The sequence below is a fragment of the Stenotrophomonas sp. P5_A9 genome (assembly GCF_056400525.1).
Map to the genome: position 1 here is coordinate 1 of NZ_JBFULC010000028.1, position 21819 is coordinate 21819.

Sequence of the window (21819 nt, forward strand, 5' to 3'; positions counted from 1 at the left end):
CCTCGGGTGCCCAGGTTCCAGGGGAGCCGGCCAGCGGCCGGCACTACCCGGGGTGATTGGCATTTCCGGGAGCCGGCCAGCGGCCGGCACTACCGGGGTGATGGGCATTTCCGGGAGCCGGCCMGCGGCCGGCACTACCCGGGGTGTTTGGCATTTCCGGGAGCCGGCCAGCGGCCGGCATTACCGGGGTGATGGGCATTTCCGGGAGCCGGCCAGCGGCCGGCACTACACGTTCAGCGGGCTGAACGTTTGGCCAGCCAGCGGTCCAGTTCGGCGGCGAACGCCTGCCGGTCGCGCGCGCCCAGCGGAGGCGGGCCGCCGGTCTGGATGCCGGCACCGCGCAGTTCCTCCATGAAATTGCGCATCGACAGCCGCTCGGCCATGTTGTCCGGGGTGTACAGCTGACCGCGCGGGTTCAACGCCACGGCCTGCTTTTCCAGAACCAGGGCCGCCAGCGGGATGTCCTGGGTGACCACCAGATCGCCAGCGGCCAGCCGCTGAACGATCGCACTGTCAGCGACGTCCAGCCCCGGCGGCACCTGCAGGAAGCTGATCAGCGGCGAGGGGGGAACCCGCAGCCAATGGTTGGCCACCAGCACCAGCGGGATCTTCACCCGCTCGGCGGCGCGGAACAGGATCTCCTTGATGACGCCAGGGCAGGCGTCCGCATCGACCCAGATACGGGAAATCGCGGAACTTGAATCGGGCATTTGGCTGATCTTAAGGTAGGAAAATTCTGAATAGGCATGATGAATTGGTGTACGATGCGCCAATCCCTTGTCCTGTCAGGCGGGAGGGGGAGGATGGCTGAATAAACCAGCTATCGCTTTTTCGGTAAAACACGAGTATCGTCACCCACACTGTGTTTGCTAGGGTCACCGTGAATCGTGGCCTGGTGCAGTTGATCTCACGATCTGCTCATCGATCCGCTTTACCAACGCCTGCAACTCAGTCTCGGCGCCCACAATGGGAAGCCGCGATTATTTCAACTATTGTTTCAGGAGTTTGTACATGTCTGATCGTCAGAGCGGTACCGTCAAGTGGTTCAACGATGCCAAGGGCTTCGGCTTCATCACCCCGGAAAGCGGCCCGGACCTCTTCGTGCACTTCCGTGCCATCCAGGGCACCGGCTTCAAGTCGCTGCAGGAAGGCCAGAAGGTGACCTTCGTCGCCGTGCAGGGCCAGAAGGGTATGCAGGCTGACCAGGTGCAGGCGGTCTAATCGACCCCCCGCTACCGTCAGGTTGCAATGAAACGCCGGAAGCGAAAGCTTCCGGCGTTTTTTGTTGTGCGCGTTTTGCCCGGCCTGGCCTTCGGGCCGGTTGCCGCCGATGACGGCATGCATCCGTCGCCGCGGTTACGATGACGCTTTGAACCTGCGGACGCGGCAATGATCAAAGTGCACCATCTGGACCACTCGCGCTCGTTGCGCGTGCTGTGGATGCTCGAAGAGCTTGGCCTGCCGTACCAGGTGGTCAACTACCAGCGCGATCCGAAGACCTGGCTGGCCCCGCAGGCACTGCGCGAGATCCATCCGCTGGGCAAGTCGCCGGTGCTGCAGGACGATGCGCTGGTGCTGGCCGAATCGGGGGCGATCCTGGATTACCTCGCAGACCGCTATGACAGTGGCCGCCAGCTCTCGCCCGAGCTGCTGCCGGCACAGGCGGCCGAACGGCTGCGCTACCGCTATTGGATGCACTACGCCGAAGGCTCGGCCATGCCGCCGCTGCTGATGAGCCTGGTATTCGCGCGGGTGCGCAAGGCCCCGATGCCGTTCTTCGCCCGGCCGATCGCCCGCAGCATCGTGGACAAGGTGATGAAGGGCTTCGTCGGTCCGCAGCTCAAGCTGCACCTGGACTGGATGGAGCGCGAGCTGGGCCACTCGCCGTGGTTTGCCGGCGAACGCTTCACCGCCGCCGACATCCAGATGAGTTTCCCGATCCAGGCCGCTGCCTCGCGCGCCGGCAGCATGGCCAACTACCCGAAGCTGCAGGCCTTCCTGCAGCGCATCGAGCAGCGTCCGGCCTACCAGCGCGCCAGCGAGCGGGGCGGGGCGCTGGACCTCGGCGCAGGCACGGCATGAGCTTGCGGGCGCGCGCTGGCGCCCCCATTTCGAAGCGATGAACACCGACCCGCTGCGTTTCCACAACCGTTTCATCGAGCAACTCCCCGGCGACGAGGAAACCGGCCCGCGCGTGCGCGAGGTGCGCGGTGCGGCGTGGTCGGCGGTGATGCCCACGCCCGTGGCCGATCCGCAACTGCTGGCAGTGTCGACCGAGGTGGCCGACCTGCTCGGAATCGGCGCGGACCTCACCGACAGCGCGGACTTCGCCCGCGTGTTCGGCGGCAACGCGCTGTACGCCGGCATGCAGCCATGGGCCGCCAACTACGGCGGGCACCAGTTCGGCCATTGGGCCGGGCAGCTCGGCGATGGGCGCGCGATTTCGCTGGGCGAACTGGTTGCATCCGACGGCAGGCACTGGGAGCTGCAGTTGAAGGGCGCCGGGCGCACCCCGTACTCGCGTGGCGCAGATGGCCGCGCGGTGCTGCGCTCGTCGATCCGCGAGTTCCTGTGCAGCGAAGCGATGCACCACCTAGGCGTTCCCACCACGCGCGCACTGAGCCTGGTCGGCAGCGGCGACAGCGTGGTGCGCGACATGTTCTACGACGGCAACGCCGCACCGGAACCGGGGGCGATCGTGTGCCGCGTGGCGCCATCGTTCATCCGTTTCGGCACGTTCGAGCTGCCGGCCTCGCGGGGCGATGTGGCGTTGCTGCGGCAACTGGCCGATGTCTGCATCGCCCGCGATTTTCCCGAGCTGGCCGATGCCGGTGACGCGCGCCACGCGCAGTGGTTCGCGCAGATCTGCGAGCGCACCGCGGTGCTGGTGGCGCACTGGATGCGGGTCGGTTTCGTGCACGGCGTGATGAACACCGACAACATGTCTATCCTTGGCCTGACCATCGACTACGGCCCGTACGGCTGGGTGGACGACTACGACCCGGACTGGACCCCCAACACCACCGACGCGCAGGGCCGACGCTACCGCTTCGGGACCCAGCCGCAGGTGGCGTACTGGAACCTGACCCGGTTGGCGCAGGCGCTGGCGCCATTGTTCGACGACGTGGCGCCGCTGCATGAGGGGCTCGCACGTTTCCAGGCGGTGCACGCACAGCGCGAGCGCGAGGACATCGCCGCCAAGTTCGGGCTGGCGCAGTGTCGCGATGACGACGTGGCGATGATGGCGGCGTGGCTGCAGATCCTGCAGGACGGCGAAATGGACATGACCCTGGCGTTCCGCGGCCTGATCGCGCTGGACCCGCAGGCGCCGTCGGTGAGCGTGCTGGAGGAGGCGTTCTACAGCGCGGACCGGCGTGCGGCGGTGATGCCGGCGCTGCAGGCCTGGCTGCAGCAGTACGCGGCCCGGGTGCGCGACGATGCGCTGGACATCGCGTCCCGGCAGCAGCGAATGGCCGCGGCCAACCCGCTGTATGTGCTGCGCAACTGGCTGGCCCAGGAAGCGATCGAACGCGCCGAGCAGGGTGACCTGAGTGGCGTGCATGCGTTGCAGGAGGTGCTGCGGCATCCGTATGACCTGCAGCCCGGACGTGAGCATTACGCCGGCAAGCGCCCGGCGTGGGCGCGCGACAAGGCCGGCTGTTCGATGCTGTCCTGCAGCTCCTGAGGTGTCGGCGCGCGGTAGAGCCACATGAGCGGCCGGGTTACGCTATGCCGCCCATTCCGCCAGACGCCATCATGACCGACGTTTCCGCCAGCCCTGCCTGGGCCAATCGCCTGCGCGACATCGCCGACTTCCCCAAGCCGGGCATCCTGTTCAAGGACATCATGCCGCTGCTGGCCGATGGCGCCGATTTCGCCGCGGCGATCGATGCCATGGTCCAACCGTGGCGCGATGCCGGCCTGGTGGCAGTGATGGGGATCGAGTCGCGCGGCTTCATCCTGGGCGCGGCGATGGCGCGCGTGCTGGGCGTGGGCTTCGTGCCGGTACGCAAGCCGGGCAAGCTGCCGGGCCGCACGCTCAAGCAGGAATACACCCTGGAATACCGTACCGACAGCATCGAAGTGCACGCCGATGCGTTGCCGCCCGGCGCGCGCGTGCTGATCGTCGATGACGTGCTGGCCACGGGCGGCACCTTGCTGGCGGCGCTGTCGCTGGCCCAGCAGTTGCAGGTCGAGGTGGTTGGCGCGGCGGTGCTGGTCGAACTGGCCGGCCTGGGCGGCCGCGAGCGCTGGGACGCCAACGTGCCGCTGTTGGCGAACCTGGTGTACTGACGTATCGGCGCGGTGGCCACGCCACCACCCACCGTAGAGCCGACCGTTGGTCGGCTGCCGTTGAACCATAGAGCCGACCGTTGGTCGGCTGCCGTTGAACCGTAGAGCCGACCGTTGGTCGGCTGCCGTTGATCCGGCGCCTCATGAACCTCACACCGCCAAGAGCAGCCGACCAACGGTCGGCTCTACGGCGGCATTGCCGCCCTCCACCCCGCGTCGCTTACATCCTGCGGACGCGGAAACGACGGCCCTTGATCTTCCCCGCTTCCAGCTGCGCGATCGCCTTGCCGACCTGCTCGCGCGCAATCGCCACGTAGGAACGCGTGGCGTAGATGTCGATCTTGCCGATCGCCTTGGCCGACAGCCCGGCATCGCCGGTCAGCGCGCCGAGGATGTCGCCGGGACGCAGCTTGTCGGTCTTGCCGCCGTCGATGCGCAGCGTTTCCATCGCCGCCTGCGGCAGCACCGCCGGGCGCGCGGTGGCCAGCGGGGTCTTCTGCCAGTCCAGCGGCTTGCCCTGGGCGGCCTCCAGCGCATCGGCGCGATTGCGCTCGCGGCCGGTGACCAGGCTGATCGCAAGACCGGACGCGCCGGCGCGACCGGTGCGGCCGACGCGGTGTTCGTAGGTTTCGATGTCGGTGGGCAGCTCGTAGTTGATCACCGCCGCCAGGTCCTGCACATCCAGCCCGCGCGCGGCCACGTCACTGGCCACCAGCACGTTGCAGCTGCGGTTGGCGAAGCGCACCAGCACTTCGTCGCGGTCGCGCTGTTCCATTTCACCGTGCAGCGGCAGCGCCGAGAAGCCGAACTGCTGCAGCGAGTTGGCCACATCGTCGACGTCGCGGCGGGTGTTGCAGAACACCACCGTCGATTCCGGGTTGTACTTGAGCAGCAGCCCGGCCAGCGCCTTCTGCTTGCTGGCCAGGTCGGTCTCGCAGAACAGGTGGCGGATCGCCGGCGCGTTGTCGGCGCCTTCAACGGTCACCTCGACCGGGTCGCGCAGCAGCTCACGCGCGATCTGGCGGATCTCATCGGGGTAGGTGGCCGAGAACAGCAGCGTCTGCCGGTCCTTGCTGGTGCGGCCGGCGATCTCGCGGATCGGCTCTTCAAAGCCCATGTCGAGCATGCGGTCGGCTTCGTCCAGCACCAGCGTGGTCACCCCGCCCAGCTTCAGCGCACGCTTGCGGCCCAGCTCCTGGATGCGTCCGGGCGTGCCCACCACCACGTGCGGGTCGTGCGCTTCCAGCGACGCCAACTGCGGGCCGAGCGGCATGCCGCCGGTCAGCACCACCAGCTTCAAATTGGGGATGCCGGTGGCCAGTTTGCGGATCTGCTTGCCGACCTGGTCGGCCAGTTCGCGGGTCGGGCACAGCACCAGCGCCTGGGCGCGGATCACCGACGGATCCAGTGCCTGCAGCAGGCCCAGCCCGAACGCGGCGGTCTTGCCGCTGCCGGTGGGGGCCTGTGCGATCAGGTCGCGGCGATCGAGGATGGCCGGCAGGCTCTGCGCCTGCACGGGGGTCATGCGGGTATAGCCCAGCGCGTCGATGCCCGCCGCCAGCGAGGCCGACAGGGGCAGTTCGGAGAATTCGTTCATGGCGCATTCTACCCGCTGCGCCGCTCGCCGGGCGGGTGCCGGCCAGGCTCAGGCCAGATCCAGCGCCCGCAGTCTCTCCATCAGGGCACCGTGCTGGGCATGGCTGAACTCGCCGAGGCTGGCGCCGACGTCCAGAATCACCGTGTGAAACCATGGATTGGGATGCCGGAGGTCTTCCTCCCAGGACACCGCGACGTCCGCGCCCAGCACCTGCCTCAGCAGCTCGAGCAGGTCGTCTTCGGCTTCATCCACGGCCCCGTAGCGCGCCAGCAGCAGCAGGTACGGAATGCGCAGGCAGCGGCGATCAACGGGTGGGACGCGCTCACGTTTCATCGCGCCAGTTTTGCATGCTGCATGCTGCACACGCATGGCTCATCCGAGCAGCGCATGCACGCCCAGGTTGATGCCCAGTCCGCCGGCCAGCAGCCAGCCGAACAGCAGCAGGGCAAGCAGCAGCGGCTTGATCCCGGCCTGGCGCAGCGCCGAGACGTGGGTGGTGAGGCCAAGCGCGGCCATCGCCATGGCCAGCAGCACGTTGTCCAGGTCGATGGCCGCAGCGACCATCGCCGAAGGCAGCACATGCAGCGAGTTGATCCCGGCCACCGCCGCGAATCCGAACGCGAACCACGGCACCACGATCGTCGCGCGCGCCGCGCCGGGCTGCATGACACGGCCGCGTGCCAGCAGCAACGACAGCGCGAGCAGGAACGGGGCCAGCATCATCACCCGCACCATCTTGGCGATCACCGCCGTATCGGCGGCGCCCTGGCTCACCGCACGCCCGGCCGCAACCACCTGCGCCACTTCATGAACGGTCGAGCCGGTGAACACGCCGTAGGCCGCTTCGCTCATCGGCACCCAGCCATGGGCAAGGTTGAGCTGATACAACAGCGGGTACAGGAACATCGCCAGCGTGCCGAACACCACCACCGTCGATACCGCCACGGTCACCTGCTCGGCGCGACCGCGCACCACCGGCTCGGCGGCCATCACCGCCGCCGCGCCACAGATCGCGCTGCCCGCGCCGATCAACAGCGCGCTCTCGCGATCCATCCCGAACCAGCGGGTGCCGGCCCACCAGGCCAGCGCGAAGGTGCTGCCCAGCACCAGCGCATCAACCAGCACGCCGGCCACGCCGACCTGGCCGATGTCCTGGAACGTCAGCCGCAGCCCATACAGCACGATGCCGGCGCGCAGCAGCCACTGCTTGGAAAAGCCGACCCCGCACGCGGCCTGCGCGGCGAGGCGCGGATAGACGCTGTTGCCCAGCGCGATACCGAGCACGATGGCCAGGGTCAACGCGCTGATGCCGTGCGCCTGCAGCCATGGCAGCGTTGCCAGGCCCATCGCGGCCGCCGCCACCCCCGCGGTCAGCAGCAGGCCCGGCACGCGGCCGCGCCAGCGCTGGGCCAGGGACGTCGAGGGCAGGGCGGCGGTAGAGGTGTTCACGGCAACGCTCCGGTGGGATCAGGTGAACAGCGTGCGCGTCGGCAATGAACCTGTAAAACGCATTGTTCATCTGATTTCAACCAGTTCTATGCGTTAATGTCCGCCATGCACCTCACCTTGCGCCAATGGCAGGTTTTCGTGGCTGTCGCCGACGCGGGTACCACGGCGGCGGCGGGCACGCAGCTGGCGCTGTCGCAGTCGGCCACCAGCGCCGCGCTCAACGAACTGGAAGCCCACCTGCCCGCGCCGCTGTTCGATCGCATCGGCCGGCGCTTGGTGCTCAACGCGCACGGTCGGGCGCTGCTGGACCCGGCGCGGGCGCTGCTGGTCGCTGCCGCCGACATGGAGACCGTGGCCGGGGTCGGGCAGGACCGCACGCTCGACCAGGTCCCGCTGCAGTTGCGGATCGGCGCCAGCAGCACCATCGGCAACTACCTGCTGCCGACGCGCGTGGCCGCGCTGCTGGCCGACAACCCGCTGGCGCAGGTCGACCTGCGCATCGGCAACAGCGCCGACGTGGTGGCTGCAGTGCAACGGCTGGAGGTCGACCTGGGCCTGATCGAGGGCCCGTGCCATGAAAGCGGCCTGCAGGTGCTGCCGTGGCAGCGCGATGCACTGGTGATCGTCGCTGCGGCCGACGCGCCGCTCGGGCCGATGCCGGACCTGGCCACGCTGGCCAACGCGCGCTGGCTGCTGCGCGAACCCGGGTCGGGCACCCGCGAGGCGGTCGAGCAGGCGCTGCTGCCGCATCTGCACCACTTCGGCCGATCCATGCGGCTGGGCAGCACCGAGGCAATCAAGCAGGCGGCAGCGGCCGGGCTGGGCGTGGCCTGCCTGTCCGGCCACGCCGTGGCCGATCTGGTTGCGCTGGGCACGCTGCGTATCCTGGACACCCCGTTGCCGCTCCTGTCGCGGCAGCTGTGGGTGGTCCGGCACCCGGGCAAGCAGGTGCCGCCGGCATTGGCCACGCTGCTGGGCCTGCCGCCGGACGCTTTCGCGCACGGTTGAGCGACGCCGCGCACCGCCAGCCCGTACAATGGTCGGATGCCTCTGATTACTCTCCAAAACGTCGACTTCAGCGTCGGCGGCCCCTTGTTGCTGGAAAAAGCCGAACTGTCGATCGAGCCGGGCGAGCGTATTGCCCTGATCGGCCGCAACGGCGCCGGCAAATCGACCCTGCTCAAACTGCTGTCCGGCGATCACAAGCCCGATGACGGCGAAGTCCGCGTGCAGCAGGGGGTGCGCATCACCCGCCTGGAACAGGAGGTGCCGCACGGTGCCGCCGGCAGCGTCTTCGACGTGGTCGCCGATGGCCTGGGCGAGCTGGGCCAGTGGCTGGCCGAGTTCCATCACCTGAGCATGGCCGACGACTTCGACGGCGATGCCTTGTCGGCCGTACAGGCCAAGATCGACGCCGCCAACGGCTGGGGCCTGGATCAGCGCGTCAGCGAGACCCTGACCAAGCTCGACCTGGACGGCGATGCCGAATTCGCGCGCCTGTCCGGCGGTATGAAGCGCCGCGTGCTGCTGGGCCGCGCGCTGGTGTCCTCGCCGGATCTGCTGCTGCTGGACGAACCCACCAACCACCTGGACATCGAAGCCATCGACWGGCTCGAAATGTTCCTCAAGAACTGGAACGGCAGCGTGGTGTTCGTCACCCATGACCGTCGCTTCCTGCGCGCGCTGGCCACCCGCATCGTCGAGATCGACCGCGGCCAGGTCACCAGCTGGCCCGGCGACTGGGCCAACTACGAACGCCGCCGCGAAGAGCGCATGAACGCACAGGCGCAGGAAAACGCGCGCTTCGACAAACTGCTGGCGCAGGAAGAAATCTGGATCCGCCAGGGCATCAAGGCCCGTCGTACCCGCGACGAAGGCCGTGTGCGCCGCCTCAAGGCGATGCGCAACGACCGTTCGCAGCGCCGCGAGCTCGGCGGCAACGTGCGCATGGAAGCGGCGCAGGCGGAGAATTCCGGCAAGAAGGTCATCGACGTCAAGGACATCTCCTTCGCCTTCGGCGAGCGGGTGATGGTCAAGGATTTCAGCACCGTCATCCTGCGCGGCGACCGCATCGGCCTGATCGGTCCCAACGGCAGCGGCAAGACCACGCTGCTCAAGCTGCTGCTGGGCGACCTGCAGCCGCAGGGCGGCGAAGTACGTGCCGGCACCAACCTGCAGATCGCCTACTTCGACCAGTACCGTGCGGTGCTGCGCGAAGACTGGACGGCGATCGAGAACGTGGCCGAAGGCCGCGATTTCATCGAGTTCAACGGCAAGCGCAAGCATGTGCACGCCTACCTGCAGGACTTCCTGTTCTCGCCCGAGCGTGCGCGCGCGCCGATCACCCGTCTGTCTGGTGGCGAGCGCAACCGCCTGCTGCTGGCCAAGTTGTTCGCCCAGCCGTCCAACCTGCTGGTGATGGATGAACCGACCAACGACCTGGACGTGGAAACCCTCGAACTGCTCGAAGAGCTGCTGAGCGACTACACCGGGACCCTGCTGCTGGTCAGCCACGACCGTGACTTCCTCGACAACGTGGTGACCTCCACCATGGTCATGGAAGGCGACGGCGTGGTCGGCGAATACGTCGGCGGTTACACCGACTGGCAGCGCCACGCGGCACGCGTGGCGGCCGCCGCCGCGTCGGCACCGGTGGCGGCGGCCAAGCCCGTTGCGGCTGCATCGGCTGCTGCCGCCCCGGCCGAGCCCAAGCGCAAGCTCAGCTACAAGGACGCGCGCGAGCTGGAACAGTTGCCGCTGAAGATCGAAACGCTGGAGAAGGACGTCGAAGGCCTCACCGCCGCGATGAACGCCCCGGCGTTTTACCAGCGCAGCGCCGCCGACATGGCCGCGCACACCCAGCAGTTGGGCAAGGTGCAGGCGGAACTGGATGCCGCCTACGCACGCTGGGAAGAGCTGGACGCCTGATCCGGCGATCGACGTAGAGCCGACCGTTGGTCGGCTTGACGATGCGGGACGTGTGGAACCGACCGCAGGTCGCCCGCACGCGAAGAACCGAACGTTGGTCGGCCYCAYRCGTAGAGCCGACCGTTGGTCGGCCTCACACGTAGAGCCGACCGTTGGTCGGCCTCACGCGTAGAGCCGACCGTTGGTCGGCTGGCGTCAGAGGTTCATGACGCCGGAACGAAGGGCAGCCGACCAACGGTCGGCTCTACCATTCAGAGGTTCATGACGCCGGAACGGAGGGCAGCCGACCAACGGTCGGCTCTACGATTCAGCGCTTCATGACGCCCGAACGAAGGGCAGCCGACCAACGGTCGGCTCCACCGCGGTCACTTCACCCCGTGCAGGTCCCGCAGCTGGCTCGGCCGCGAACCAAAATAGGCGGCCAGGTCGGCAATATCCTGATCGCTCAGGTCGGTCGCCTGCGGGGTCATCAACGCATGCTGGCGGTCGCCGGCGCGATAGGCCTGCAACGCATGCGCCAGATAGTCACCGTACTGCCCACCCAGTTTCGGGTAGGTCGGGTCGATCGGCTTGTTGCCGTCGACGCCGTGGCAGTCGATGCAGCTCTGGCCGGTGGCCTTGCCCTTGACCTGGGCACGAGCTTCACCAGCAGCCAGGCGTCCGGCCGGTAAGCCGGCGGAGGAGCCGGACCCATGTTCGCCACTGGCGTGGCCCGGGTCGGCGGCGGAATCTGCGCTGTTTTCCACCTGTGACTGCGAACACGCAGTCATCAGTAGGGCAACGGACAGGGCGATGGCGTGACGCTTGAAGGGCGTGGCTTTCGACATGAGCGCGCTTATTTGACGGTGGACAGGTAAACAGCGAGATCGGCGATCTCCTGTTCGCTGAAACTCATGGACTGCGCCTGCATCGTGGGATGCCGGCGCTTGCCCTGGCGGTACTCGCTCAGCGCCTGGCTGAGGTACTGCTGGGTCTGCCCGCCAATCTTGGGCACCCGGTAACTGGGGTAGGCGTTCTTGTAGCCTGTGATGCCGTGGCACCCCTGGCAGGTGTAAGCCAGCACGCGGCCATTGTCGACATTCCCGGTGAGGGCGACAGGGGCGGGCGCGGCGGGGGCTGAAGCAGGAGCGGGTGCGGCAGGTGCTGCGGGTACTGCTGGAGCAGTGGCGGCCTGTGCGGCGGCCCCGAGGGGCAGGAGGACGGCCAGAAGACAAGCGGCGAGCGGCTGCGGGCGCATGATGTCCTTTCCGGTGTACGGGTCTGGTCGTTCCGGCGTGGGGTACGGAACTGGCCCGAGTATAGCCTGCGATTTCATCTAGCTGAAACCGGGTCATCGGAGGCGTTGCCGCAGGTCACCATGACCTTTGGGATATGGTGTGATCGTGACGTGGTGCATTACTTTGCTACAACACCTGCCCACGCATCCCTCAGGGACACGACGATGTCGCGAAAATCTTTCCTGCACGGCCGCACCGGAACCTGCGCCGCTGCTCTGCTGATCACCACCTCGCTGCTGCTGAGCGGCTGCGGCGCCGGCACCGGTGCCGCCGATGCGCAGGCTGCGGAAAAGGACGCCAAGGCCGAAAAGGTCGACGCGGTCCCGGTCGAAGCGGTCGCCGCCAGCCGCCGCGCGGTGGCGGCCAGCTACACCGGCACCGCCGCGCTGGAAGCGCGCGCGGAGTCGCAGGTGGTCGCCAAGACCTCCGGGGTGGCACTGGCGGTGCTGGTCGAAGAGGGCCAGGCAGTACGCGCCGGGCAGCCGCTGGTGCGGCTGGATCCGGACCGTGCGCGGCTGGCCGTCGCCCAGAGCGAGGCGGTGATGCGCAAGCTGGAAAACAACTACCAGCGTGCGCAGAAGCTGATCGGCCAGCAGATGGTCAGCGCCGCCGATGTCGACCAGATCAAGTACGACGTGGAGAACGCCCGCGCGCAGTACCGGCTGGCCACGCTGGAGCTGTCCTACACCACGGTGGTGGCGCCGATCTCCGGCGTGATCGCCTCGCGCTCGATCAAGACCGGCAACTTCGTGCAGATCAACACGCCGATTTTCCGCATCATCGACAACTCGCGCCTGGAAGCCACGCTCAACGTGCCCGAGCGCGAACTGGCCACCCTGCGCGCCGGCCAGCCGGTGACGCTGCTGGCCGATGCGCTGCCGGGCAAGTCGTTCCCGGGCGTGGTCGACCGTATCGCGCCGGTGATCGATGCCGGCAGCGGCACCTTCCGCGTGGTCAGCGGTTTCGGCGAAGACGCCGAAGGCCTGCAGCCGGGCATGTTCGGTCGCATCCGGATCGATTACGACCAGCGTGCCGATGCGCTGGTGGTGCCGCGCCTGGCACTGCTCGACGACGGCGAACCCGCCGTGTTCCGCGTGCGCGCCGGCAAGGTCGCCCGGGTGCCGGTCAAGCTCGGTTATGCCGAAGGCCCGTGGGTGGAGATCCGCGATGGCCTGGCCGAAGGCGACCAGGTGGTCACCGCCGGCAAGGTGGCGCTGCGTGACGGCACCGCGGTGCAGGTGATCGGTGCCAAGCCGACCGCCACCGCCGCTGCCGTGCCGGCAAAAAAGGCGGAGAGCCGCCAATGACATCGGCCGGCAACGACCACGGCAAGGACCCGCACGCTGGCGAGCGTCCGGGCGCGCACGGCGGCGGCCTGGTGGAATTTGCCACCCGCCGCCGCGTCACCATCGCCATGTGCACGGTGACGCTGATGCTGTTCGGCTTCATCGCCCTGGGCAACCTCAAGGTCAACCTGCTGCCCGACCTGAGCTATCCCACCCTGACCGTGCGCACCGAGTACACCGGTGCGGCGCCGACTGAAATTGAAACCCTGATCAGCGAGCCGGTCGAAGAGGCCGTGGGCGTGGTCAAGAACCTGCGCAAGCTCAAGTCGGTCTCGCGTACCGGGCAGAGCGATGTGGTGCTGGAGTTCGCCTGGGGCACCAACATGGACCAGGCCAGCCTGGAGGTGCGCGACAAGATGGAAGCGCTGAACCTGCCGCTGGAGGCCAAGGCCCCGGTGCTGCTGCGCTTCAATCCGTCCACCGCGCCGATCATGCGCCTGGTGATTTCGGCAAAGAAGGAGGCCGCCACCGACGCCGACGCGGTGCGCCAGCTGACCGAACTGCGTCGCTATGCCGACGAGGACCTGAAGAAGAAGCTGGAGCCGGTCACCGGCGTGGCGGCGGTCAAGGTCGGCGGTGGCCTGGAAGACGAGATCCAGGTCGACATCGACCAGCAGAAGTTGGCCCAGCTCAACCTGCCGATCGACACCGTCATCAAGCGGCTCAAGGAAGAGAACATCAATATTTCCGGCGGCCGCCTGGAGGAGGGCTCGCAGCGCTTCCTGGTGCGTACCGTCAACCAGTTCGCCGACCTGGACGACATCCGCAACCTGCTGGTGACCACGCAAGGCAGCAACGGCAGTGCCGCCGACGCGGCCATGCAGCAGATGTTCGCGATCGCCGCGTCCACCGGTTCGGATGCGGCCGTCGCCGCCGCTTCGGCCGCGCAGAGTGCATCCAGCAGTAGTTCCTCCACCGTCGCCAACGGTATGCCGGTGCGGTTGAAGGATGTCGCCAGCGTGCGCCAGGGCTACAAAGAGCGCGAGGCGATCATCCGCCTGGGCGGGAAGGAAGCGGTCGAACTGGCGATCTACAAGGAAGGCGATGCGAACACCGTCGCCACCGCCGCCGCGCTGCGTACCAAGCTGGAACAGATCAAGGGGCAGATTCCCGGCGATGCCGAACTGACCACCATCGAAGACCAGTCGCGCTTCATCGAACACGCCATCAGCGACGTCAAGAAAGACGCGGTGATCGGCGGCCTGCTGGCGATCCTGATCATCTTCCTGTTCCTGCGCGATGGCTGGAGCACGTTCGTGATCAGCCTGTCGCTGCCGGTGTCGATCATCACCACGTTTTTCTTCATGGGCCAGATGGGGCTCAGCCTCAACGTGATGTCGCTGGGCGGCCTGGCCTTGGCCACCGGCCTGGTGGTGGACGACTCGATCGTGGTGCTGGAGAGCATCGCCAAGGCGCGCGAGCGTGGCCTGGGCATCCTGGAGGCGGCGATCGCCGGCACCCGGGAAGTCAGCATGGCCGTGGTCGCCTCCACGCTGACCACCATCGCCGTGTTCCTGCCGCTGGTGTTCGTTGATGGCATCGCCGGCCAGCTGTTCCGCGACCAGGCGCTGACCGTGGCGATCGCCATTGCGATCTCGCTGCTGGTGTCCATGACCCTGATCCCGATGCTGAGCTCGCTCAAGGGCCGTCCGCCGCTGGCCTTCCCGGAGGAACCGGCGCACGCCACCTGGCAGCCGGAACAGCGCTGGCTCAAGCCGGTGGCCGGTAGCCGTCGCGGCGTCGGCGCGCTGGTGCGCTGGACCTGCTTCGGGCTGGCGTGGGCGGTGATCCGCGTGTCGCGCGGGGTCGTGGCGGTGGTTGGCCCGGTGATGCGCAAGGCCAGCGATGTGGCGATGAAGCCCTACGCCGGTGCCGAGCGCGGCTACCTCAAGCTGCTGCCGGGTGCCTTGCACCACCCGGGCAAGGTGCTGGGCCTGGCTGGCCTGGCCTTCGTGGCCACCCTGGCGCTGGTGCCGATGCTGGGGGCCGACCTGATCCCGCAGCTGGCCCAGGACCGTTTCGAGATGACCGCCAAGCTGCCGGCCGGCACGCCGTTGAAGCAGACCGATGCCCTGGTCCGCGAGCTGCAGCTGGCCCACGCCAAGGACGGCCAGATCGCCTCGTTGTACGGGGTCAGCGGCAGCGGCACGCGGCTGGATGCCAGCCCGACCGAAAGCGGCGAGAACATCGGCAAGCTGACCGTGGTCATGGCCGGTGGCGGCGACGCCCGCACGGAAGCGGCCATCACCGAGCGCCTGCGTGATTCGATGAAGCAGCATCCGGGCGTGCAGGTCGACTTCGCGCGGCCGGCATTGTTCAGTTTCTCCACGCCACTGGAAGTGGAGCTGCGCGGCCAGGACATGGCCACCCTGGAACACGCCGGCCAGGCACTGGCGGCGATGCTGCGCAACAACCCCCACTACGCCGACGTCAAATCCACGGTCGAGGAAGGCTTCCCGGAAATCCAGATCCGCTTCGATCAGGAACGTGCCGGCGCACTCGGCCTGACCACCCGCCAGATCGCCGATGTGGTGGTCAAGAAGGTGCGTGGCGACGTGGCCACCCGCTACAGCTTCCGCGACCGCAAGATCGACGTGCTGGTGCGGGCCCAGGAAGGCGACCGTGCCAGCGTGGACAGCATCCGCCGGCTCATCGTCAATCCCGGCAGCAGCCGTCCGGTGACCCTGGATGCGGTGGCCGAGGTGGTCGCCACCAACGGCCCGAGCGAGATCCACCGCGCCGACCAGACGCGCGTGGCGGTGGTTTCGGCCAACCTGCGCGACATCGACCTGGGCGGTGCGGTGCGCGAAGTGCAGGACATGGTCGCCAAGGACCCGCTGGGCGCCGGCGTGGGCATGCACATCGGCGGGCAGGGTGAGGAGCTGGCCGAATCGGCGCGCTCGCTGATCTTCGCCTTCGGCCTGGCGATCTTCCTGGTCTACCTGGTGATGGCGTCGCAGTTCGAATCGCTGCTGCACCCGTTCGTCATCCTGTTCACCATCCCGCTGGCCCTGGTCGGCGCGATCCTGGCGCTGATGCTGACCGGCAAGCCGATTTCGGTGGTGGTGTTCATCGGCCTGATCCTGCTGGTGGGGCTGGTGACCAAGAACGCGATCATCCTGATCGACAAGGTCAACCAGCTGCGCGAGTCCGGGGTGCCCAAGCAGCAGGCACTGGTGGAGGGCGCGCGCTCACGCCTGCGGCCGATCATCATGACCACCCTGTGCACGCTGTTCGGCTTCCTGCCGCTGGCGGTGGCGATGGGCGAGGGCGCCGAAGTGCGCGCGCCGATGGCGATCACCGTCATCGGTGGCCTGCTGGTGTCCACCCTGCTGACCCTGATCGTCATCCCGGTGGTGTACGACCTGCTGGATGGTCGCGGCGATGCGTATTACCGCGAACGAGGGCGCAAGCAAGCCGGTTTCGTCGAGACCCCCGGCACCGGCACCGCACGGGAGCCGGCATGAGCATCGCCGAGTTCTCCATCCGCCGTCCCATCACCACCATCATGTGCTTCGTGTCGCTGGCGGTGGTGGGGCTGATCGCCTCGTTGCGGTTGCCGCTGGAGGCACTGCCGGACATCTCGGCCCCGTTCCTGTTCGTGCAGGTGCCCTACACCGGGTCCACCCCCGAGGAAGTGGAGCGCAACATCATCCGCCCCACCGAAGAAGCGCTGGCCACCATGACCGGGATCAAGCGCATGCGCTCCTCGGCCACCTCCGAAGGGGCCAGCATCTTCATCGAGTTCACCGACTGGGACCGCGACATCGCCATCGCCGCCTCGGACGCGCGCGAGCGCATCGACGCGATCCGCACCGACCTGCCCGATGACCTGCAGCGTTACAGCGTGTTCAAGTGGTCCAGCAGCGATGACCCGGTGCTCAAGGTGCGCCTGGCCAGCAGCAGCGACCTCACCGGCGCGTACGACATGCTCGACCGCGAGTTCAAGCGGCGCATCGAACGCATCCCCGGCGTGGCCCGGGTCAATATCTCCGGCGCGCCACCCAACGAGGTGGAGATTGCGATCAGCCCGGACCGCCTGACCGCGCACAACCTGAGCATCAACGACCTCAGCGACCGTCTGCGCACGCTGAACTTCTCGATCTCGGCCGGGCAGATCGATGACAACGGCCAGCGCGTGCGCATCCAGCCGGTCGGGGAGATCACCGACCTGCAGGAACTGCGCGACCTGGTGATCGACACCAAGGGCCTGCGCCTGGGCGACATCGCCGACATCCGGCTCAAGCCCACGCGGATGAACTACGGCCGCCGCCTGGATGGCAACCCGGCCGTCGGCCTGGACATCTTCAAGGAGCGCAGCGCCAACCTGGTGGAAGTTTCGCGCGCAGCGCTCGCCGAAGTGGAGGCGATCCGCAAGCAGCCGTCGATGCGCGATGTGCAGATCAAGGTCATCGACAACCAGGGCAAGATGGTCACCTCCTCGCTGCTGGAGCTGGCCGAGGCCGGCGCGGTCGGTCTGCTGCTGTCGATCACGGTGCTGTTCTTCTTCCTGCGCCATTGGCCGTCCACGCTGATGGTGACCCTGGCGATCCCGATCTGTTTCGTGATCACCCTGGGCTTCATGTACTTTGCCGGGGTCACGCTCAACATCCTGACCATGATGGGCCTGCTGCTGGCCGTCGGCATGCTGGTGGACAACGCGGTGGTGGTGGTGGAGAGCATCTACCAGGAACGCGAACGCATGCCCGACCAGCCGCGGCTGGCCTCGATCATCGGCACGCGCAACGTGGCCATCGCGCTGAGTGCCGGCACCCTGTGCCACTGCATCGTGTTCGTGCCGAACCTGTTCGGTGAAACCAACAACATCAGCATCTTCATGTCGCAGATCGCGATCACCATTTCGGTCTCGCTGCTGGCCTCGTGGCTGGTGGCGGTCAGCCTGATCCCGATGCTGTCCGCGCGCATGCAGACCCCCAAGCTGGTGCACGCCGAATCCGGGGTGATCGCGCGCCTGCAGCGCCGCTATGCCAAGGTCCTGCGCTGGACGCTGGAACATCGGGGCTGGAGCGTGTTCGGCATCCTGATGGTGGTGGCCATCAGCCTGGTGCCGATGAAGCTGACCAAGATCGACATGTTCGGGGGCGAAGGTGGCCACGAGGTGTTCATCGGCTACAACTGGAAGGGCGCCTACACCTACAGCCAGATGTCCGAGGAAGTCGCGCGCGTCGAGCACTACCTCGATGGCCAGCGCGAGAAGCTGCACATCACCCAGATCTATTCCTGGTACAGCGAGCAGGAAGGCAGCAGCACGACGGTGACCTTCGACGCAGAGCATGCCGACAACATGCCTGCCGTGCAGGAAGCGCTGCGCAAGGGCCTGCCGCGTTCGGCGCGTGCCGATTACATCGTCGGCAACCAGGGCGGCGACGGTGGCGGCAGCAGCAATCAATCCGTGCAGGTGCAGCTGGTCGGCGACTCGACCAAGATGCTGCAGGAGATCGGCGAGGAGGTGGTGCCGCTGCTGGCACAGCGCAAGGAACTGCGCGACGTGCGCATCGACAACGGCGAGAAGGGCAGCGAGCTGGCCATCCACGTCGATCGCGAGCGCGCGGCGGCGTTCGGCTTCAATGCAGAGCAGGTCGCCAGCTTTGTCGGCCTGGCGCTGCGCGGTGCGCCGATGCGCGAGTTCCGGCGCGGCGACAGCGAGGTGCCGGTATGGGTGCGGTTCGCCGGGGCCGAACAGAGCAGCCCGGAAGACCTGGCCAGCTTCACCGTGCGTACCGGCGACGGCCGATCGGTGCCGTTGCTGAGCCTGGTGGATGTGTCGATCAGGCCGTCGGCGACGCAGATCGGCCGCACCAACCGCCAGACCACGTTGACCATCAAGGCCAACCTGGCCGAGAAGGTCACCGCCCCGGAAGCGCGCAAGGCGATGGAAGCGACGCTCACGCCGATGAGCTTCCCGGCCGGCTATACCTTCACCTTCGATGGCGGCGACTACGGCAACGACAACGAGGCCATGCAGCAGATGCTGTTCAACCTGATCATCGCGTTGGTGATGATCTACGTGGTGATGGCCGCGGTGTTTGAATCGCTGCTGTTCCCGGCGGCGATCATGAGCGGGGTGCTGTTCTCGATCTTCGGGGTGTTCTGGTTGTTCTGGCTGACCGGGACCTCGTTCGGAATCATGTCCTTCATCGGCATCCTGGTGCTGATGGGCGTGGTGGTGAACAACGGTATCGTGATGATCGAGCACATCAACAACCTGCGTCGGCGCGGCATGGGCCGCACCCAGGCGCTGGTGGAAGGCTCGCGCGAGCGGTTGCGCCCGATCATGATGACCATGGGCACCGCGATCCTGGCGATGATCCCGATCTCGCTCACCGACACCCAGCTGCTGGGCAACGGCCCGCCGTACTACCCGATGGCACGTGCCATTGCCGGCGGCCTGGCGTTCTCCACGGTGGTCAGTCTGCTGTTCCTGCCGACCATCTACGCGATGCTCGATGACATGAGCATCGCGGTGGGCAGGATCATCCGCCGCGCCCGCGGCCTGCCGGCGAAGGGCGAAGCGGCAACGGTCGCCTGAACGCCCCCCTGTCCGGCCAACGTACCCGGCTTTAGGTAGTGCCGGCCGCTGGCCGGCTCCCCGCGATCCCAGCTTCCCGGTAGTGCCGGCCGCTGGCCGGCTCCACGCGAATCCCAGATTCCCGGTAGCGCCGGCCGCTGGCCGGCTCCACGCGAATCCCAGATTCCCGGTAGCGCCGGCCGTCGGCCCGGACGGGCAGTGCCAGGCTGTGTCTTCGCTCCGGTATGTCGCGAGCGTGAGGGCCCCGTAGCAGCCGGTAGGCCCCTGGCGCAAATGTCCCCCGGCCTGGCGGCCTCCTCCTTTATTTTGCCCAGGGGCCTACCGGCTGCTACGGGGCTCGGCTTGCGGTACAGGCCAGGAGCCGGGCACGTTTGATGGCGGTTGGTGGGTCGGGCGCTGGGCGCCCATKCCCTTGGAGGCGAAATAAAGGAGGAGGTGGCGGCCGCAGGCCGACGCCGGGGGCGTCGCCGGAAAGGGCATGGGCGCCCAGCGCCCGACCCACCGACCGCCGCGCCTGGAAGAAGTCAACGCACGCTTCTGCTTGCCCCGCATAGGGGGCGAAGAGCCAAAAAAAGGCCACGCATTGCGTGGCCCTTCGATCCGCCTCGGCGCAGGGAATTACCCCGCCACCTTCCCCCACACCTGGAAGCCGGTCAGCCACAGTCCCAGCATGCTGCCCAGGTTGGTCAGCATGAAGGTCAGCACCACGCGGGTGACGCGGTTGCGGTACCAGCCCCTCACGCTCTGCGCATCGTCGCGCAGCTTGAGGAAATCCTCGTACGCTGGCTTGCGCAGGCGGGTTTCCACCAGCGCCGCGAAGGCACCGGTGGGAATGCTCAGGCGGAACGGCTTGAACGGGGCGACCACGATCGCGGTCAGGATGCTCAATGGATGGCTGCCGGCCAGCAGACACCCCAGGCCCGCCAGGCCACCGGTGTACATCGCCCAGGTCAGCAGCAACTCACCGCCCACGCCCATGCCGCCACGGTAGAAGCCGACTGCGATACCCGCCAGCACGATCGCCAGGATGGTCAGGGTGATCCACGGGATGTTGCGCTTTTTCGCCACTTCTTCCAGCGATTCGCGCAAGGGACCCGGCGCATCGGTATCGGTTTCCAGATACTTCGCCAGCCCGGCCAGGTGGCCGGCGCCGACCACCGCCAGCACCTCGCGCTGCGCAGGGTCGTGCACTTCGCGCAGGCGGGTGGCCATGTAGCGGTCACGCTCGCCGATGATGGTCTCGTACAGCGCCGGACTTTCGCTGGCGAATTCGCCGAAACTCGCTTCGAGCATGTCGCCCTGCTTGAGTTTTTCGATCTCTTCCTCGCCCACGTCTTCAGAGGCGAACAGGCCCGCGCCCAGTCCCATCACCAGCTTTATCCGGCCGAAGAAACCCAGCCGCTGCGACGCGCGCTTGAAGGTCAGCCCGACTTCGCGGTCGATCAGATGCACCGGCAGGTGCTGTTCGTTGGCCAGGGTCACCGCGCGCTTGAGCTCGGCGCCCGGCTCGATGCCGAGTTGTTCGGCCAGGCGACGCTGGTAGGCGGCCAGCGCCAGGTTGGCGGCAAACAGTGCCACGCGGCCCTTGCGGATCACCTCGACCAGGTCCAGCTTGGCCATCGCATCGGGGTTGGTCAGCGCCTGCAGGCGCTGCGCGTCGAGCTCGACTGCCACCGCATCGAAGCGGCCGCTGCGGATCGCCCGTTCCACCGCCTCCACGCTGGCCTGGGACACGTGCGCGGTGCCGAGCAGGGTGTAACGCACGCCGTCGCGTTCGACCACGCGCACGGGCTGGCCGGCGAACAGGGTGTCGCCGGTGTCATCGATCTGGGGTTCAGTCATTTCATTCATTCGAAGGGGCGCTGTCGGCACCATCGCCGAGCGCGCGCTGCATCTGGACGGTGTCCAGCCAGCGGCCATGCTTGCGGCCGAGGCCGCGGAAAATGCCGACGGTGTGGAAACCGAAGCGCTCGTGCAGTTTGATCGAGGCGGTGTTGGTCGGCTCGCCGATCACCGCCACCATCTGCCGGTACCCGCGTGCCACGCAGGCATCGATCAGCCCCTGCAGCAGCGCCGTGCCCACGCCCCGGCCCTGGAAGGCCGCATCCACGTAGACCGAATTTTCCACGGTCCACTGGTAGGCGATGCGCCCGCGATAGGTGTTGGCATAGGCGTAACCGGCCACCTGGCCGTCGACCTCGGCCACGATGTACGGAAACCCGCGGCCGACGATGTCGTGCATGCGCCGCTGCATCTCCGCCGCGTCGGGCACGTCGTACTCGTACGTGTTGACCAGATCGGTCACCTCCACCGCGTAGATCGCGGTGATGGCGGGGATGTCGGCGTCGGTGGCGTCGCGCAGGGACACGGTCACGGGGC

The 21819-nt window shown here is 67.5% G+C and carries 17 protein-coding genes; 9 read left to right on the forward strand and 8 right to left on the reverse strand.

Going from position 1 to position 21819, the window contains the following annotated elements; genetic code table 11:
* Window positions 1-233: 233 nt before the first annotated feature.
* On the reverse strand, window positions 234-710 hold the full coding sequence (locus AC1DR7_RS10700) for a YaiI/YqxD family protein (protein ID WP_457320249.1): 477 nt from the start codon (window positions 708-710) through the stop codon (window positions 234-236).
* A 301-nt stretch (window positions 711-1011) separates the two neighbouring features.
* On the opposite strand from AC1DR7_RS10700, the gene AC1DR7_RS10705 reads away from it, so the two are divergent.
* The 4 genes from AC1DR7_RS10705 to AC1DR7_RS10720 all read left to right on the forward strand — a co-directional run bounded on the left by AC1DR7_RS10705 (window position 1012) and on the right by AC1DR7_RS10720 (window position 4293).
* Complete coding sequence (locus AC1DR7_RS10705) at window positions 1012-1221, forward strand: cold-shock protein (RefSeq protein ID WP_006451993.1); 210 nt, start codon at window positions 1012-1014, stop codon at window positions 1219-1221.
* 168 nt (window positions 1222-1389) lie between these two features.
* Window positions 1390-2082, forward strand: a complete 693-nt coding sequence (locus AC1DR7_RS10710) for a glutathione S-transferase family protein (RefSeq protein ID WP_256773987.1) — start codon at window positions 1390-1392, stop codon at window positions 2080-2082.
* 37 nt (window positions 2083-2119) lie between these two features.
* The gene (locus tag AC1DR7_RS10715) at window positions 2120-3685 is read left to right on the forward strand and encodes a protein adenylyltransferase SelO (RefSeq protein WP_457320255.1); all 1566 of its coding nucleotides are present in this window, start codon (window positions 2120-2122) and stop codon (window positions 3683-3685) included.
* Window positions 3686-3756: 71 nt separating this feature from the next.
* Complete coding sequence (locus AC1DR7_RS10720; protein ID WP_457320257.1) at window positions 3757-4293, forward strand: adenine phosphoribosyltransferase; 537 nt, start codon at window positions 3757-3759, stop codon at window positions 4291-4293.
* A 220-nt stretch (window positions 4294-4513) separates the two neighbouring features.
* Here the strand turns inward: AC1DR7_RS10720 and dbpA are convergent, their stop codons facing one another.
* From dbpA to AC1DR7_RS10735, 3 genes are read right to left on the reverse strand one after another with little or no spacing between them, the layout of a single operon-like run.
* A complete protein-coding gene (gene dbpA, locus AC1DR7_RS10725; RefSeq protein WP_256773984.1) occupies window positions 4514-5890 on the reverse strand; it encodes an ATP-dependent RNA helicase DbpA in 1377 nt (458 codons plus the stop codon).
* 48 nt (window positions 5891-5938) lie between these two features.
* Window positions 5939-6259 (reverse strand): hypothetical protein, encoded by a 321-nt coding sequence (locus tag AC1DR7_RS10730; protein ID WP_457320009.1) that lies wholly within the window; start codon window positions 6257-6259, stop codon window positions 5939-5941.
* A gap of 3 nt (window positions 6260-6262) precedes the next feature.
* Window positions 6263-7339, reverse strand: a complete 1077-nt coding sequence (locus AC1DR7_RS10735; RefSeq protein ID WP_457320011.1) for a YeiH family protein — start codon at window positions 7337-7339, stop codon at window positions 6263-6265.
* Window positions 7340-7444: 105 nt separating this feature from the next.
* Here AC1DR7_RS10735 and AC1DR7_RS10740 point away from each other — a divergent pair, with 105 nt between their 5' ends.
* Window positions 7445-8347 carry a LysR family transcriptional regulator gene (locus AC1DR7_RS10740; protein ID WP_457320013.1) on the forward strand — a complete coding sequence of 301 codons (903 nt, stop codon included), beginning with the start codon at window positions 7445-7447 and terminating at the stop codon, window positions 8345-8347.
* A 36-nt stretch (window positions 8348-8383) separates the two neighbouring features.
* Window positions 8384-10267: an ATP-binding cassette domain-containing protein gene (locus AC1DR7_RS10745; RefSeq protein ID WP_478076479.1), complete on the forward strand. Its 1884-nt coding sequence runs from the start codon at window positions 8384-8386 to the stop codon at window positions 10265-10267.
* 365 nt (window positions 10268-10632) lie between these two features.
* On the opposite strand, the gene AC1DR7_RS10750 is transcribed toward AC1DR7_RS10745, so the two are convergent.
* Complete coding sequence (locus AC1DR7_RS10750) at window positions 10633-11094, reverse strand: c-type cytochrome (RefSeq protein WP_256773980.1); 462 nt, start codon at window positions 11092-11094, stop codon at window positions 10633-10635.
* 8 nt (window positions 11095-11102) lie between these two features.
* Window positions 11103-11504, reverse strand: a complete 402-nt coding sequence (locus AC1DR7_RS10755; RefSeq protein ID WP_256773979.1) for a c-type cytochrome — start codon at window positions 11502-11504, stop codon at window positions 11103-11105.
* 204 nt (window positions 11505-11708) lie between these two features.
* Here AC1DR7_RS10755 and AC1DR7_RS10760 point away from each other — a divergent pair, with 204 nt between their 5' ends.
* The 3 genes from AC1DR7_RS10760 to AC1DR7_RS10770 are packed head-to-tail and all read left to right on the forward strand — an operon-like array spanning window position 11709 to window position 19440.
* Window positions 11709-12851 carry an efflux RND transporter periplasmic adaptor subunit gene (locus AC1DR7_RS10760; protein ID WP_478051702.1) on the forward strand — a complete coding sequence of 381 codons (1143 nt, stop codon included), beginning with the start codon at window positions 11709-11711 and terminating at the stop codon, window positions 12849-12851.
* Window positions 12848-16357, forward strand: a complete 3510-nt coding sequence (locus tag AC1DR7_RS10765) for an efflux RND transporter permease subunit (protein ID WP_478052822.1) — start codon at window positions 12848-12850, stop codon at window positions 16355-16357. The genes AC1DR7_RS10760 and AC1DR7_RS10765 overlap by 4 nt, the downstream gene beginning before the upstream one ends.
* On the forward strand, window positions 16354-19440 hold the full coding sequence (locus tag AC1DR7_RS10770; protein ID WP_478051704.1) for an efflux RND transporter permease subunit: 3087 nt from the start codon (window positions 16354-16356) through the stop codon (window positions 19438-19440). The genes AC1DR7_RS10765 and AC1DR7_RS10770 overlap by 4 nt, the downstream gene beginning before the upstream one ends.
* A gap of 618 nt (window positions 19441-20058) precedes the next feature.
* Here AC1DR7_RS10770 and AC1DR7_RS10775 read toward each other — a convergent pair.
* Window positions 20059-21291 carry a TraB/GumN family protein gene (locus tag AC1DR7_RS10775; RefSeq protein ID WP_478051789.1) on the reverse strand — a complete coding sequence of 411 codons (1233 nt, stop codon included), beginning with the start codon at window positions 21289-21291 and terminating at the stop codon, window positions 20059-20061.
* Window positions 21284-21814 carry a GNAT family N-acetyltransferase gene (locus AC1DR7_RS10780; protein WP_312236950.1) on the reverse strand — a complete coding sequence of 177 codons (531 nt, stop codon included), beginning with the start codon at window positions 21812-21814 and terminating at the stop codon, window positions 21284-21286. Before AC1DR7_RS10780 ends, AC1DR7_RS10775 begins: the two co-directional genes overlap by 8 nt.
* Window positions 21815-21819 lie beyond the last annotated feature (5 nt).

Coding starts and splice junctions, on each gene's coding strand:
- AC1DR7_RS10700 (WP_457320249.1), bottom strand. CDS start 710: ATGCCCGATTCAAGTTCCGCGATTTCCCGTATCTGGGTCGATGCGGAC.
- AC1DR7_RS10705 (WP_006451993.1), top strand. CDS start 1,012: ATGTCTGATCGTCAGAGCGGTACCGTCAAGTGGTTCAACGATGCCAAG.
- AC1DR7_RS10710 (WP_256773987.1), top strand. CDS start 1,390: ATGATCAAAGTGCACCATCTGGACCACTCGCGCTCGTTGCGCGTGCTG.
- AC1DR7_RS10715 (WP_457320255.1), top strand. CDS start 2,120: ATGAACACCGACCCGCTGCGTTTCCACAACCGTTTCATCGAGCAACTC.
- AC1DR7_RS10720 (WP_457320257.1), top strand. CDS start 3,757: ATGACCGACGTTTCCGCCAGCCCTGCCTGGGCCAATCGCCTGCGCGAC.
- dbpA (WP_256773984.1), bottom strand. CDS start 5,890: ATGAACGAATTCTCCGAACTGCCCCTGTCGGCCTCGCTGGCGGCGGGC.
- AC1DR7_RS10730 (WP_457320009.1), bottom strand. CDS start 6,259: ATGCGTGTGCAGCATGCAGCATGCAAAACTGGCGCGATGAAACGTGAG.
- AC1DR7_RS10740 (WP_457320013.1), top strand. CDS start 7,445: ATGCACCTCACCTTGCGCCAATGGCAGGTTTTCGTGGCTGTCGCCGAC.
- AC1DR7_RS10750 (WP_256773980.1), bottom strand. CDS start 11,094: ATGTCGAAAGCCACGCCCTTCAAGCGTCACGCCATCGCCCTGTCCGTT.
- AC1DR7_RS10755 (WP_256773979.1), bottom strand. CDS start 11,504: ATGCGCCCGCAGCCGCTCGCCGCTTGTCTTCTGGCCGTCCTCCTGCCC.
- AC1DR7_RS10760 (WP_478051702.1), top strand. CDS start 11,709: ATGTCGCGAAAATCTTTCCTGCACGGCCGCACCGGAACCTGCGCCGCT.
- AC1DR7_RS10765 (WP_478052822.1), top strand. CDS start 12,848: ATGACATCGGCCGGCAACGACCACGGCAAGGACCCGCACGCTGGCGAG.
- AC1DR7_RS10770 (WP_478051704.1), top strand. CDS start 16,354: ATGAGCATCGCCGAGTTCTCCATCCGCCGTCCCATCACCACCATCATG.
- AC1DR7_RS10775 (WP_478051789.1), bottom strand. CDS start 21,291: ATGAATGAAATGACTGAACCCCAGATCGATGACACCGGCGACACCCTG.